The organism is Paenibacillus sp. 11B (assembly GCF_030487755.1).
GTDB classification, from domain to species: Bacteria; Bacillota; Bacilli; order Paenibacillales; family Paenibacillaceae; genus Paenibacillus; species Paenibacillus vandeheii.
The window spans coordinates 198,680-212,353 of the sequence record NZ_JAUKNS010000005.1; the positions used below are offsets into that span (position 1 = coordinate 198,680).

Genomic DNA, 13,674 nt, shown 5'->3' on the forward strand with positions numbered 1-13,674 from the left:
GAGTGCAGTACCCATGTTACATCTGCACGTTGAACAGGTTACCGATTTTGTACACCACATCGTCGGTATCCGCGTTAATGCTCGCCGCTTCGTTAATGCTGGAGATGCTCTCCAAAGCCTTGATGTCCGCGTTGTAACCAATCGTGTAGATCGGCACTTTGTACGTCTCGACCAGATCACGAATATCCTTTAGGGTATGACCTTCGTTGGTCTCGCCATCACTGAGGACAAAGATCAGCGGTTTCACATTTGGATTGGTAGCCATGTAATCTTCCAGCATCTTCATCGCCACAACGATGCCATCGAAGGTTGCCGTACCGCCACCTGCTTGCAAGCTATCCACCGTACCGACAAACATGGACTGCTGATTCGTATCATACTTGGCAATCGGCAGGTTCACGGTTACGCCACTAGAGTAGGAGACGAGGCCAATACTATTGTCTGTGCCCAAGAACTTCTGGCCTTTGCGCAAGGATTCCTTGAGTCGGTTTAGCGGTTCTCCGTCCATGCTTCCGGATACGTCGGTGACGAATACGGCTGCGATGGGTTTGCTGCCATTCTTTTTCTCTTTCCATACTTTCTGAGCGGATAACAGGGTACCGCCATCCACTGTATTCAATTCGGATTTGTAATCCTGCAAGCCGTTGAAGCCGAATTCCTCAGCCGATTGCTGGTATTTCGCTTGAGTTACGAATTCCGCATACTTCTTAATGATCTCCTGCTTGTTCTGCGGCAATTGCCCCAGTGCATACAGCGGGCTGTCATGTCTTACGCCAAAAGGTGTAAAGACGTATCCGCTTTTCAGATCTGCGGTGTTTACGTAAGTCTGATATTCCAGTACAAATGCGTCCAGACGCCCTGACTTGGCTGCTTCACGCATCTGAATGGTTGTAGAAGCCGTAAACGGTACGTTCGCCTGGAACTTCTCAAAACCCTCAATGGCTTTCTCACCGAGCGGATTGGAGCTATCATATGTGTTGAGTGCAGTCACGAGAAAGTTCAGCCCCGTGGAGCTGGCAAACGGATCAGTGTACCCCATCGCGAGCTCATTGTTCGCAATCGCTTCGGTCACGGTTTTTACATTCACCGAGCCGTATGTGTCGACCAGCGCATCATATTTGGCTTTGGAGATAACGATACCGGGAACGTTCCCTACCAGTCTTTTGGATACCAGGTCTGTCTTTACACCACTTGCGGCTACCATCTCGCCCCATAACTCATTCGAAGGGGTAAACGCATCAGGCACATATTTACCAGACTTGATATAATCGGTCGCCGTACCTGATGCGATATTGCGTAATTTCACCGAAACCTGTTTGCCGCCAACGGTTATGTTAGCCTTGTTGAACTCTTCGGTTACTTCGGTTAACCAGCCATCCGCTCCGGTCCCCGCCTTTTCGATGGAAGAGAATATCTCTACATAATCATTCGTTGTATTCTCAACCGTGATCGGGAATTTGGAGATGTCCGGCAGAGACTCTGCCACATCGACCGGATCGAGATCAATCTGTCCTTTGACCGGTTCAGCTGTTGCAGGAGCAATGTCCGCATACAGCTTGCCTAATTCTTTGCCTGCATTCTCTGTCGTCACCTGTGTACTGGATTTACCAACGTTCGACGTCAGTGTAATACCTGCATATACCAGGCCGAACACGAGCACCAGCATCAAGATCGATATGAAAAAAAACTTTCCCTTCTTCGCCATAAGGCAACCCCTCACTGTCTGTATAATTTGGTGTGCTTGATTAATTGGTCAATTTCCTGCATACAAGGCATCTGTTCGATATCTCCAGCTTCAAAGCTGTCCAGGCGGGAGATTTCCAGCATTAGCTGGTCAAGCTTCAAAAGAATTTCCTCATTGCTATGAAGCGAATTTTTCACGTAGCTGAGATAGTCGTTATATACTTTGGTCTTTTCCTGAAAAAGCTTCTGGGGAAGTGTTGCGGATTTGGACTTCATCAGGCTGGCGTACTCCGCTTCATCGAACACATTGAGTCGGTTCAGTACACTTCGGATGTTGAGGTATAACAGCTTCTCCACTTCGAGGGTGACCGAAGCAAATTTCTTGTAGCTCAGTTCCCCCGGATCAAATCGCTGATTCAACACGTTCAGGAGGGTTTCTTTCTTTTTCTTCATGCGGCTCAGTTGGGATAATCCCAGTGTGATATCTTCCTCAAGCACTTTAATGCGTCGATAAAAGGATAACGCTTCCACATAATCTTCATGGGTTTCGATATTCTTCACGGGCAGGACTACAGGCTGTCTGAACAACAAGGTATAACTTCCATAAAAGAGAGCAAGTGCACTTCCGAACAAGAACGTGACCGAGAGTGCTGTCGTAAAAGCACCCCCATCAAAATTCAGCCCGATGAATCCTGGCGAGAATAATAGAACGTTCATGACGACAATGCCGAAGATCAGCCCCAGCAGTTTTATGTACTTCATCATGTAAATCATCAGACCTCCTTTCGCGCTATATGTCGGATCTACAGGTTAAATATTTCCAATTGCATATTTCTATCATTGTACATGATGTTGCCGCATTCGGGTGGATTAATATGGATATTCATAATATACGTGGCATGGGCTTATCCCATTTCATCTTTAGAGGGACAACGTGGATAAGATTTTGTAACCTCTGGAAAACGAGCCTGGTGCCCTTGAACAATCGGTGGCGGAAAAAGAAATGTTATCAGGTAATACGTGGAAATTTGCAGTGCGTGTCATTTTTTATATAGGGCTTATTCGATAAAAAACAAAACACCCCGACGCCAGCGCCGGAGTGATGATGGATTTAGTTCTTCGTTAAACTGCTTAGAGCAAATCTATTATAATCTAATTCAGTTTGAATAAATTCCGAAGCGGAATCTCCAGTTCCGGATATAACACCGATTGAATCGTTTCTTGCTCCGTGTACAGATGACGGGTCTGGTAACTGCCTTCTTCCAATGTATACACATGGACGGTCTGATTGCCAGGGTCAACAATCCAGTATTCATTCACACCATATTTCTGATACAGATTAAACTTCTCGTTAAAATCCTTCAGCGCAGTTGAAGGAGACAGCACTTCTATGATTAGAGACGGCGCACCGTGACAGCCGTTTTTGGATATTTGGTCTTTAGAGCAAACCACCGACAGATCCGGTTGTACAACATGGTCAGCTACGTCATACTGTTCATTTTCACTGAAATACACATCAAAAGGGGCCACAAATACGAAACATTTCCGATTCTGAAAAAAAGTACGTAAGGAGAAGTGCAGCTCACCCACAATAAACTGGTGTAATGAGGTGGGTGCTGGAGACATATTAAATGCTTTGCCGTTAATTAACTCCCATGCACCCTCCCAAGTTAACCAATCCTGAAAACTATAGATGCCTTTATTATCCGGTTTTGCCACACTCCCAACCTCCTCTGTTACCTAATCAGCATTTTGCTTTTATTATACCATTGTGTTTGCCCATTTTCATACCATACCTCATTTACGAAAAGATGAACTCCGGTTTGCTGCGCGTTGTACGTACCTCCACGACTTTCCCGGCACAGCCGTTGTCGTCCAATGCCTTAAATGCAACCCGAACACCGTCTTTGCCTGACGTAACCGTCACAGGGATATCATAGGTAACATAGAACACTTCGTCGATCTTGTTCATATGAATCCGCTGTTCTCCGACCACATTTCCATCGACGGCGATACTAAATACTCTCTCATACAGTGTACCTTCCCGTTCAAAAGGAGAATGATCTCCTCCCCAGTATGCAACGCATAGATAATTCGGTGCGGAACCATCCACCGCCAGCTGGTAGCTGAAGTAAGACCCGCTGACACCAAAAGCTTCCCGCCACATATGCAGCTTGTTACGGCTGTCTGTATACGAACCGTTATGATGTTCGGCACGGCAATTACTGTCCAGATGATGTCCAATCTCATCCTGCTGACCATCAGGCTGTACTCTGTCGATGGTGATATCGTTCAATTCCTTCTCCAGCGCATCCCCTTCATCGTTAAACGGCCAATAGACCGTATAGAACTCATGATGCACATCATAGAACGGGATCAGCTTCACCGGGTTGCCGTCCGAGGTGACCTCCTTGCTGATCTCAAACGTCAGCGTACTTGCATCCACGACCTTGATCCATTCGCGCACATCCTCCTGTTCCGTCCAGATCACAGGTACAGGGGCTGTTTTGGGATTCAGAGCCGTTTCGTCCACGATGGTATCCTCGGGCAGCCCTTCGTTTCCCAAAGCGCCTGCCAGTACGATCGGGCCATACAGGAATGCTACCTTATGCGCATCATCACGGGACGTGTATTGGTAAAGCGACATCGGCAGCGTGATGGTGATGACATCGCCAGCGGTCCATGTGCGCTCGATATCGAGGTATCCGGGTTCCATCCGAGTATGTGGATGGGCCGTATCCCCGTTCACTGCTGCCGTCATTGGCTCCTGCAGCCATGAAGGCACACGTAATCTAAGATTGGCCGAGGCGCTGCCTTCGGTGATCGTAAGGGTTACCTTTTCCGAATATGGAAAGTTGGTTTCGAGCTTCAACGATATACCTTGGGATCTCCAGTCCAATTGGGAAGCGATATACAGATTGACGTACAGATCCTGTTCATCCTCGAAATAGATCGCCTCGGCGTATTTGCCCGGGTTCTCCATGCCAGATCCTGTACAGCACCACCAGGCGGTATCATGCGTACCGTAAATTTTGTAGTGGCCTTGCAGTGTGGATGCAAAATACGTTTTGTTCCCTGTATTCGGGTCCTGTGTGCCCAGGATGTGGTTGTAGATCGCATTTTCATAATAGTCCATATAGGCACTGTCGGGGTTCCAGGTGTAGAGCTGCTTCGTCAGATGCATCATGTTGTGGGTACAGCAGCTTTCCCCGGTTTTGATGCCCAGACTCTCCATGCCTTTTGCTTCATAATGCTCCGAAATGCTCGTTGCGCCAAATACGTAAGAACGGTGATGAATCGTGGTGTCCCAGAAAAACTCCGCCGCTGTCCGGTAACTCTCGTGAGTATGGTCCTGATTGTAGATTTCGGCAGCACCGATGATTTTCGGAATTTGCGTATTGGCATGTTTGCCCTGAAGATCGTCCTGCTTGTGTTCCAACGGTTCGAGGATAATTTGATGTGTGAATTTGTTGGCCATCTCAAGATATACAGGCTTCCCTGTGATTCCATACAAATGTGCAAAAACTTCGTTCATGCCACCGTGCTCACATTGAAGCATGATCTGCATTTGTTCTTCGGTCATCGGGCTCAGACCGTCTACCGCCCAATCAGCAAATCGTATTACCACCTCAAGGGCCTGCCCATTACCCGTTAGTTTGTAGGCGTCAATTAACCCTCGATAGATTTTGTGCACGCTGTACCAAGGCACCCAGTATTCCCCGATGTTGAAACCGCCAATATGCTCTGCCCGAAATGCAATTCGGAAAGCTTCTTCGGACAATCCGCCGATATACCCACTGCCCGTCGTCAGCTGAATGGATGCAAGCTCGCTGACGGCATAATCCAGTGTTTGCTTTAGCGTTTCATTGCCTGTCGCCTGATAGGTCACAGCCAGGGCAGACAGATAGTGTCCAAGAGAATGCCCACTGATCGAGCGTGCCTCCCAACCCGCGTACCGTTCCTTTTTGGCAGGTAACCCGTGGGCCTCAAAACATGGTGCCAGAAAACGGTCAATGTCCAGGGATAACAAATACTTTTCTCCAACTTCCTGTGACGTTTGAAAAACGCCATTTAACAGATTGACATGCTCAGGTCCCAGAAATCCTTTTTTGGTTTCAATCATTCTGCTCTCTCCTCCTCGGTATGTAATGGAATTTAGAAGTACTTATATGGATATACAAAGGGTAAAATCCGTGTTTATGTTCATTTCTCCCCTTCGTTCTTTCTTGATATAGGCCTTGAATATCCTCATATTATCAAATAAAATACAACTACATCAGACTCATAATCCAAGAAAAGGTGGAGAAATCCGTCCTATGCACAAGCCATTGGAGCATTACCTGTGCGGCAAGTTCATATCCGAAGGCAATTGGAGCCACATGAGGCGCAGCATGCCTGTTCACGAGGTCATTTTGATGCTGGAAGGTGAGATGTACATTGCGGAGGAGGACGAGCAGTACGTAGTTCGTGCAAATGATCTGCTATTTCTGAGGGCTGGCCGCACCCATTATGGTTATCAGATCAGCGATGCTCCCGTCAGCTTTTACTGGGTTCATTATGATTCGAATGAGAAAGAGTTCGACCAGTATCCCACCCATGCAACCATTCAGGTTCCGTCCATGGCTAATCAGCTGTTCAAGCAGCTGCTCCATAGTTCATCGTTCTCTCCAGAAGAAGCGGATGCGGCATTGCTGCTGCTGCTCAAAGAACTGGAACGCAACACACAGGCGGGTTATCGACCGCACAATGCAATCGTAGATCACATTTGCAAATGGGTGGATATTCATCTCCATACCGACATTACGGTTGGTAAGATTGCCGAGACCTTTAATTTTAACAAGGACTATATCTCCAAAATGGTAAAACGCGAGAAAGGCTTTGGCCTCAAAACCTATATCCTCACGGAACGGATTCGCCGGGCCAAGCAGATGCTGCTCAATACCAATGCCAGTGTAAAAGAAATTGCCGGACAATGCGGTTTTTCCGATTACAAACTATTTCTGCGCATGTTCAAGCAATACGAAGGCAATACACCAACCGAATATCGCAATAATTTGTATTCCACACAGCTCAATCGCCTATAATGAACCTTAACCGTGCGAACCTTGAATGTGCTTGTTCGGATAGACCAACTCATAGAATTTCATGAGTCATATATAGAACATTTGAATTAATCAAGTACCCTCAGGTGTGATACAATTCAAGTCAACTATATCTCTTATTAAACCAAGATCAGAAGGAGAACTTGAGATGACAACGGCAGTAACGATTCATCCCGCTACAGAAGCAGACCATGAAGAAATTGTAAATATTCTTATTGGAAGTTACTCCGAGTACCGGGACACGTTCCAACCCCAGGAACAGTGGGAACATTATTTGAAAGATATTCGGGAATCACCGACTAATCCTTACATCAAGCAATTATGGATTGCCAAAATAGATAATCAGATTGTTGGAACAGTCCAATTGTTCGAGACCGCGCACAAGGCCTATCCGACCTTCGAGCTGCCTATTGATTATCCGTTTATTCGGCTGTTGGGCGTTGATCCCAAGTGGAGAGGTCATGGCATCGCCAGAAAGCTGCTTCAACAATGTGTTGAATCGGCCAAAGACATGGGTAAAAATACGGTGTATTTATATACGGGCGGTCAAATGGTCAACGCGATCCGATTATACGAACGTTTCGGTTTTGTAGAAGACCCGGAATTCAGTTCCGAGAGTAGTGGAGGCAAAGCGATCTGTTACCGGTATGATTCGTAACTCTAGCAAACAGTATTGAGCGTGGATCGCAGGAAAGAAAGATAACAGGTAAATAACGGTATGGTGTTATTTACGCAAAAAGGCCGCTCAACAAGAGCGGCCTTTTATTTTTTAATTGAATTCATTTTATTATACTTCATTTTATGCCCGTCCATTCGTTTTCCTGAATCGGATCAGGGACCAAATAATCAGCACAGCAAGTACGGTGAGACAGATGCTGATGCTGAAACGGTTGCCTTCATCAAATACGAACATGATGGCAATGACGCCGAGACACAGCACAGCAGCCCCAGTGATATAAGGAAATCCCCAGACCTTAAATGTAGGTTGTACCGGATATCTCTTGCGCAGCTTCAGCTGTGAGGTGGCAATACAGATCCACACGAGCATCACGACAAACCCCGGGACCGCCAGTAACACGCTAAAGAGCTGATCTTGTGCGAATAGGCCCAGCATGGAGCCACCAAGCAGAATCACAGCACATACCAGAAGTGTATTTACCGGACTGCCGTTGCGATTCGTTTGAGATAATGCCTTGGGAGCTTCACCACCTACCGCCATGGAGTGCATCATACGGGACGCGCCGTAAATGCCTGAATTCGCAGCAGACAGAACAGCGGTTACCAAAATAAAGTTCATAATATGTGCTGCACCAGGCAGCCCCGTGGAAGCCAACACCTGCACGAAGGGACTGCTTTCTGGCCCCAGCTCATTCCATGGAATGAGCCCACAGATGATGAGAATCGGCAGCGTGAAGAACAACATAATTCTCAGCATGAAGTTCCCCACAATTTTAGGCATCACCTTGTCCGCATTTTCCGTCTCCGTTAAGGTCAGGCCAATAAGCTCAGATCCTCCATACGAGAACATGACGACCAATAATGCCGAGAAGATCGATGACCATCCATTAGGGAAGAAACCGCCTGCTTGCGTGTAATTTTGCAGATAAGGCGTGTTGTCACTTGGAATGATCCCGAAGATCAGACCAGCACCGAGGAAAATAAAAATAATAATCATGGCGATTTTAATGCCTGCCAACCAAAATTCAAATTCTCCAAATACGCCTACACTTAACAGATTAATCAATATTATAAACACCGCACACGCCAGACTAAGCATCCACAGCGGCACTTCCGTGAACCAGTACTGCAAAAAGCTTCCTGCGGCAATCACCTCAATCACACATACCGATAACCAGAGGAAACAGTACATCCATCCCATAATAAAGGATACTCTGCTACCAAATGCTTCCTGCACAAAATCTTTCATGTTCTTGTTCTTGTATACTGTAGCCATCTCTGCCATCGCAGCCATGACTACCAGCAGCAATAATCCTGCAAAGATGTACGTTACAATGACTCCCGGACCTGCGAGTCCAATTGTTTCGGCGCTTCCTTTGAAAATTCCGGTTCCAATGACACCACCCATAGCCATAAAGCTAATATGTCTTGGTTTAAGTTTCTTCTGCAATGTTCCTTCTGTCTGAGCCAATTCCAATCCTCCTGATGTAAAAAACGTCTTCATTTCCTATTTCATGTTTACATAAACATAATGTCCAGTATACCCTATTGTGCATGCCTCAGCCCAGCAGTTCCGTACGGCCAATTCATCCCATGCCTATGCTCACATGACTTATGTTCTATACCCCACAATGATACGAGCCAATCGGTATGCTTCCAACTCATTCATTTAAATACATTCTACTCTCCTTGCGCTCTCTAATATGTATGATTTGTTGCAGTCCACCACTTCGTAAAACAATCGTTACACGCAAAAAAAACCAGCGGTCTGTATACAACAGAATGCTGGTTATCTGGTATTCCCGTTATGCCGTTATGCCTATATATCTATCATTCGATTTATAATTCCTTCGTCATAAAAGCACTGTTCGGGTCCAAACTATAATCTGCAAATGGCTCACAGTAAACAAATCCAAAGTCCTCATACAGCTTCCGCGCCGGGATAAAAGAATCCATCGAACCTGTCTCCAGACTGATTCGTTTATAGCCCCGATTCTTGGCAACCTCGATTATATGGGCAAGAATTTGTCTCGCCACGCCTTTTCTCACATGAGCCGATGCTGTGCGCATCGATTTCAATTCTGCATGCTCCGAGTTCAATTCTTTCATGGCACCGCAGCCCAGCAGCTCCTCCGTTTCCCATGCGCACCAGAATGTAATCTCCGGTTTCTTCAATCCATCCAGATCCAGGGCGTGAATACTTTCCGGCGGCGAATCTGCTGCCATGCCCTGCAAATGTTCTGCAATTAATCCAATGACTTGATGACCGCTCAAATCGTCTACTTTAATCTCCATATCTACCACTCCTGCCGACAATTTTGTTGTGTGTGTATCACTGAATACATGTCTATTATTTATATAGTACTACCATGACAGGTTTTCTGACAACAGGTTCAAAAACACGAATAAACTGTCTATTGTGATACCCTTAAATTTCCATTATAGTGAGGCTATCTGAGATCAAAAGGAGCGAAGAATATTGCGGAGTATCCATATAGTTAATCGTCGTTTTGAGGTGAAGCGAACTTAATTTATTCAAAGGAGACCATCATGACACTAACAACTGAAAATCTGTTTTATAGCAAACGGTTGAAAATGACTCCACCCCGTACAGAAGATGTACAAACCATGCTGCAATGGAATGAAGATCCCGAATATTTGCGAAATGTGGATACGGACATTGCCATCCCTTTTTCGGAAAAGCAGCTTGAAGATGAAGGTGAGACAAAGGACAAGGAAGTTTACTTCCGGCTTCGAACGCTTGAGGATGAACAATTGATCGGATTCGTTGTCATTCACAGCATTGAATGGAACAACCGCTGCGGACAGCTTGCCATTGGCATCGGACTCGCGGAGCATCGCAACAAGGGGTATGGAACGGAAGCATTGAATCTCATTTTGCGATATGCCTTCCATGAATTGAATCTGGACCGGGTAGGTCTGGATGTCATCGCCTATAATGCAAAAGGCATCCGTGCCTATGAGAAGGTCGGCTTTCAGCTGGAAGGTCGCGCCAGATCAGCTGTGTATCGTGACGGCAAGCGCTATGATCGCTTATTGATGGGAATTCTAAGACCGGAATGGGAAGCACACAATCAGATCAATGTGGAGGGTGGACAAGCATGAATATGAATGCAGAGGTCACTGAATTTATCGAACAGATCCCGGTTCCCTGGCAAGCCCAGGTTGCAAGTAAACTGCGGGTCTCCATTTGGCCTAGACGCTAACGAAACTGTTACACCCTAAATGGTCGATTTTCAAGGCATACAAATTTTAACGAATCTCAGTGACCTTATTTGAGTGTAACAACGCCGTCAGAGCCTTAAAATCGACCCTATTTATGAAATAACATCTCTGTTGGAGCTAGAATAAAAAGTGGACACCCATTAACGGACAGAAGGATAATAAGACTAACGGAGGTGTGTCCACATGGGAGAACAACGGCAACGATACAATGAAGAATTCAAAAAACAAACGGTCAAGTTTATTCAAGAACAGACGAAGACACTCAGTGATCTGGCAGAAGAGCTTAACATCCCGAAAAGTACGTTACATCAATGGATGAGCCAATATCGTGAGCTCAAAAACGAACCGGCTGCCAGTATGGACCGAGTTAAGGAACTCGAAGCAGAGCTGAAAGAGATGCGTCGCATGCTCCAAGAGAAAGAACATCGACTTGCCGATACGGAAGAGGAACTAGCTATTGTAAAAAAAGCGGTGCACATCTTCAGCAAACCAAAGAACTGAGATTCCAGTTCGTGGAGAATCATCGCTCCGAGTTCCACTTGGAGAAGATGTGCGAAACCCTGCAGGTCTCACGGAGCGGGTACTACAAATGGCGGAAGAACGAAACAAGCATGCAGGAGCTTCGGAAATCCCAGATCATGAAGCGAATTCAGTACCATTTTTCCGACCACAACAAGCGATATGGTAGCCCCAAAATTACACGGTTACTTCATCTGGAGGGGTTTAAGATCACCGAACGTACAGTGAGTGTGTACATGCGCCAAATGAAGCTCCGTTCCGTCGTTAGCCGCATATATCGTGTCCAGACCACGGACTCCAAGCATAACCATCCGGTCGCACCCAACACGCTGAATCAACAGTTTAAAACGCTCAAACCGAACACCGTCTGGGTTACAGACATCACATACATCCCGTGCCGAGGAGGACGCTTGTATCTCGCCAGTGTCCTGGATTTGTGCACGCGTGAAATTGTTGGTTGGCGTTTGTCGAACCATATGGAAACTAGCTTGGTGCTGGATGCTTTGAAGGCTGCTTACACTGCCAAACGACCTGGTAAGGGTTTGCTCCATCACTCGGATCGCGGCTCCCAATACACCTCCAAAGAGTACGTCGAGCAATTAAGTGCCTACGGTATGGAATCCAGCATGAGCCGCCGGGGAAACTGTTACGATAACGCCTGTATCGAGTCTTGGCACAGTATTTTGAAGAAGGAACTCATTTACTGTAATCCGCGCTTTAAAACACCGGAAGAGGCCTACATGGCTATCTACCAATACATTGAGTTTTACTACAACCGCAAACGAATGCATGGCGCACTGGGGTACCTTTCCCCTGCCCGTTTTGCACAGCAATTCACCGGAAATTCCGTAGCGTAAGTGTCTACTTTCTTGACAGAGGTCCATGTAATTCGTTACATCTCATAACGGTACAAATGGGAGCAAATAACGCGTCTTAGGTTCGTTAGACCAAAGTAACGTGAATAAGGGGCGTCCAGTGTAATCCTTGTAATCCTCATGACTTATGGGACTGCCTCTAGTCAAACAAAGGGGCCTCCCGTAATGTCGAAGACATATCGGATAGCCCCTTTTGGGTATGCTGCTGTCATTACACCTAAATCGCTTCTATGAATTAAAAAGATTATTGCTTCCTTCATCAGGACTGTTGATAAGATACCGCCGTCATCTGACACGGCTCGCAAATGAACATGTAATACATGCCATCCCCATACTCCTCAACCTCGCTCCAGTCGAGTTGACCAACGGCCCTCATGCTCGAAGAACAGCATGGACAATTCGGATACTCCGCGTCCTGAACCCATCCGGGATGGCCCCCAATCTGGGATAAAGAAGGCTCCATCGCCCACTCACTGGCATGGAACGCCTGACGTGGTGCAGTCGCAATCCGAAACTGCCGCCCTGCATCCGGTGCAAGCTGAGCATAGTCATTCGGGTCGAGATCATCCGCTCCCACGGGCATCACATTATGCGTACTCCAGCACGGTTCACCTGCTGAATCCATCTCCATATAAACGACGCCATAACAGCTGCATATCACGCAAGTCTGCACTTGAAGCCGCTCACTGTTCCAAGCAACGTCCTTCAGTGCTGGATGCCGTACATCCAGATCAATTAAGATCGTTAACGGACTGCCACACCACTCACAGTTATTGGCACGGGTCAACAGCACCGAGATCGGAGCGCCATCTGATGTGTCGTCAGCCCTTTCATTCTCTTTTACTTTATAGAGTGAATAACTTGGGGTGATGAATAAATCCCTGCGCTGACCTTCATTCGTCAACTCCCAACCGGCTTCGGTTGTATAGCGCTCTGGTGCAACATGCAGCTGATCTGCCCAGCGAGGCGGAGACTGCCTCCATTGCTGGAACTGACGTACGACAATTTCATCTCCAATATAGGCGAGCATGAGCAATAGATTGTTCCGATTCTCATCATCAGTATTCACCTGCTGCAAGAGTTGGTCACGTACTTCGGCAGAGGCACTCTTATACAAAATGACAGGGTAGTAGATTTCGCGCTCCAGCAGCTCCGGAATCTGTGCAGACAACGAAATATCATGGTAACAAACCAGATATACCAGAATATCTTTACCTGTATCATCATCCCCTGCACGAATGACCTGCATCGCATAGTCGATCATGAGAGCTTGCTGCTCCGCAGACAAGGACAGATACACCTGTTCTTTGGATTGCTCATATGCCACATAACGGATTAGTGGATCATGAACCTGGCGGGTATGCATGATTTTTAGAATCTCCACAGGGTCTGTCATTCCCTCATACAAGTTTACGTCACGCCGATTGGATTCAATGTATCTTTGATGTGCCTCGCGCTCCATCTCCTGCTTGCAAGGCATGCAATACCCACCTGTTCTGGCAGCCGTTGCTGGCAAAATCGTATTTGGGCACCCCTTACGTATGCACGGAATCCGTTCTGTCATCTGTGGG

Annotated in this window: 12 protein-coding genes; 5 read left to right on the forward strand and 7 right to left on the reverse strand. The window is 46.7% G+C overall.

Annotated elements, in window-relative coordinates; all coding sequences use genetic code 11:
- Positions 1–16 precede the first annotated feature (16 nt).
- The 4 genes from Q0V21_RS23010 to Q0V21_RS23025 form a co-directional block, all read right to left on the reverse strand.
- On the reverse strand, positions 17–1,705 hold the full coding sequence (locus Q0V21_RS23010; RefSeq protein WP_079349982.1) for a vWA domain-containing protein: 1,689 nt from the start codon (positions 1,703–1,705) through the stop codon (positions 17–19).
- An 11-nt stretch (positions 1,706–1,716) separates the two neighbouring features.
- Entirely contained in the window at positions 1,717–2,448 is a 732-nt protein-coding gene (locus tag Q0V21_RS23015; RefSeq protein ID WP_029880720.1) for a hypothetical protein, read from the reverse strand.
- A gap of 387 nt (positions 2,449–2,835) precedes the next feature.
- Positions 2,836–3,402, reverse strand: a complete 567-nt coding sequence (locus Q0V21_RS23020) for a Uma2 family endonuclease (protein WP_079349984.1) — start codon at positions 3,400–3,402, stop codon at positions 2,836–2,838.
- Positions 3,403–3,484: 82 nt separating this feature from the next.
- A complete protein-coding gene (locus Q0V21_RS23025; protein WP_301880777.1) occupies positions 3,485–5,806 on the reverse strand; it encodes a beta-L-arabinofuranosidase domain-containing protein in 2,322 nt (773 codons plus the stop codon).
- 193 nt (positions 5,807–5,999) lie between these two features.
- On the opposite strand from Q0V21_RS23025, the gene Q0V21_RS23030 reads away from it, so the two are divergent.
- The gene (locus Q0V21_RS23030) at positions 6,000–6,767 is read left to right on the forward strand and encodes a helix-turn-helix transcriptional regulator (RefSeq protein ID WP_301880778.1); all 768 of its coding nucleotides are present in this window, start codon (positions 6,000–6,002) and stop codon (positions 6,765–6,767) included.
- A gap of 166 nt (positions 6,768–6,933) precedes the next feature.
- Complete coding sequence (locus Q0V21_RS23035; RefSeq protein ID WP_301880779.1) at positions 6,934–7,443, forward strand: GNAT family N-acetyltransferase; 510 nt, start codon at positions 6,934–6,936, stop codon at positions 7,441–7,443.
- Positions 7,444–7,584: 141 nt separating this feature from the next.
- Here the strand turns inward: Q0V21_RS23035 and Q0V21_RS23040 are convergent, their stop codons facing one another.
- A complete protein-coding gene (locus tag Q0V21_RS23040) occupies positions 7,585–8,967 on the reverse strand; it encodes an amino acid permease (protein WP_443146192.1) in 1,383 nt (460 codons plus the stop codon).
- A 335-nt stretch (positions 8,968–9,302) separates the two neighbouring features.
- The gene (locus Q0V21_RS23045; RefSeq protein WP_301880781.1) at positions 9,303–9,758 is read right to left on the reverse strand and encodes a GNAT family N-acetyltransferase; all 456 of its coding nucleotides are present in this window, start codon (positions 9,756–9,758) and stop codon (positions 9,303–9,305) included.
- 255 nt (positions 9,759–10,013) lie between these two features.
- On the opposite strand from Q0V21_RS23045, the gene Q0V21_RS23050 reads away from it, so the two are divergent.
- The 3 genes from Q0V21_RS23050 to Q0V21_RS23060 all read left to right on the forward strand — a co-directional run bounded on the left by Q0V21_RS23050 (position 10,014) and on the right by Q0V21_RS23060 (position 12,085).
- Entirely contained in the window at positions 10,014–10,589 is a 576-nt protein-coding gene (locus Q0V21_RS23050; protein WP_179132839.1) for a GNAT family N-acetyltransferase, read from the forward strand.
- 303 nt (positions 10,590–10,892) lie between these two features.
- On the forward strand, positions 10,893–11,210 hold the full coding sequence (locus tag Q0V21_RS23055) for a transposase (protein ID WP_301249069.1): 318 nt from the start codon (positions 10,893–10,895) through the stop codon (positions 11,208–11,210).
- An 11-nt stretch (positions 11,211–11,221) separates the two neighbouring features.
- Positions 11,222–12,085 (forward strand): IS3 family transposase, encoded by an 864-nt coding sequence (locus Q0V21_RS23060; RefSeq protein ID WP_301880598.1) that lies wholly within the window; start codon positions 11,222–11,224, stop codon positions 12,083–12,085.
- Between the two features lie 277 nt (positions 12,086–12,362).
- On the opposite strand, the gene Q0V21_RS23065 is transcribed toward Q0V21_RS23060, so the two are convergent.
- Entirely contained in the window at positions 12,363–13,667 is a 1,305-nt protein-coding gene (locus tag Q0V21_RS23065) for a DUF1963 domain-containing protein (RefSeq protein ID WP_301880782.1), read from the reverse strand.
- Between the last annotated feature and the right edge of the window lie 7 nt (positions 13,668–13,674).

Bases quoted from the DNA above. Each gene is read 5' to 3' on its own strand.
- Q0V21_RS23010 (WP_079349982.1), bottom strand. From the start codon at position 1,705: ATGGCGAAGAAGGGAAAGTTTTTTTTCATATCGATCTTGATGCTGGTG.
- Q0V21_RS23015 (WP_029880720.1), bottom strand. From the start codon at position 2,448: ATGATGAAGTACATAAAACTGCTGGGGCTGATCTTCGGCATTGTCGTC.
- Q0V21_RS23025 (WP_301880777.1), bottom strand. From the start codon at position 5,806: ATGATTGAAACCAAAAAAGGATTTCTGGGACCTGAGCATGTCAATCTG.
- Q0V21_RS23030 (WP_301880778.1), top strand. From the start codon at position 6,000: ATGCACAAGCCATTGGAGCATTACCTGTGCGGCAAGTTCATATCCGAA.
- Q0V21_RS23035 (WP_301880779.1), top strand. From the start codon at position 6,934: ATGACAACGGCAGTAACGATTCATCCCGCTACAGAAGCAGACCATGAA.
- Q0V21_RS23040 (WP_443146192.1), bottom strand. From the start codon at position 8,967: ATGAAGACGTTTTTTACATCAGGAGGATTGGAATTGGCTCAGACAGAA.
- Q0V21_RS23045 (WP_301880781.1), bottom strand. From the start codon at position 9,758: ATGGAGATTAAAGTAGACGATTTGAGCGGTCATCAAGTCATTGGATTA.
- Q0V21_RS23050 (WP_179132839.1), top strand. From the start codon at position 10,014: ATGACACTAACAACTGAAAATCTGTTTTATAGCAAACGGTTGAAAATG.
- Q0V21_RS23055 (WP_301249069.1), top strand. From the start codon at position 10,893: ATGGGAGAACAACGGCAACGATACAATGAAGAATTCAAAAAACAAACG.
- Q0V21_RS23065 (WP_301880782.1), bottom strand. From the start codon at position 13,667: ATGACAGAACGGATTCCGTGCATACGTAAGGGGTGCCCAAATACGATT.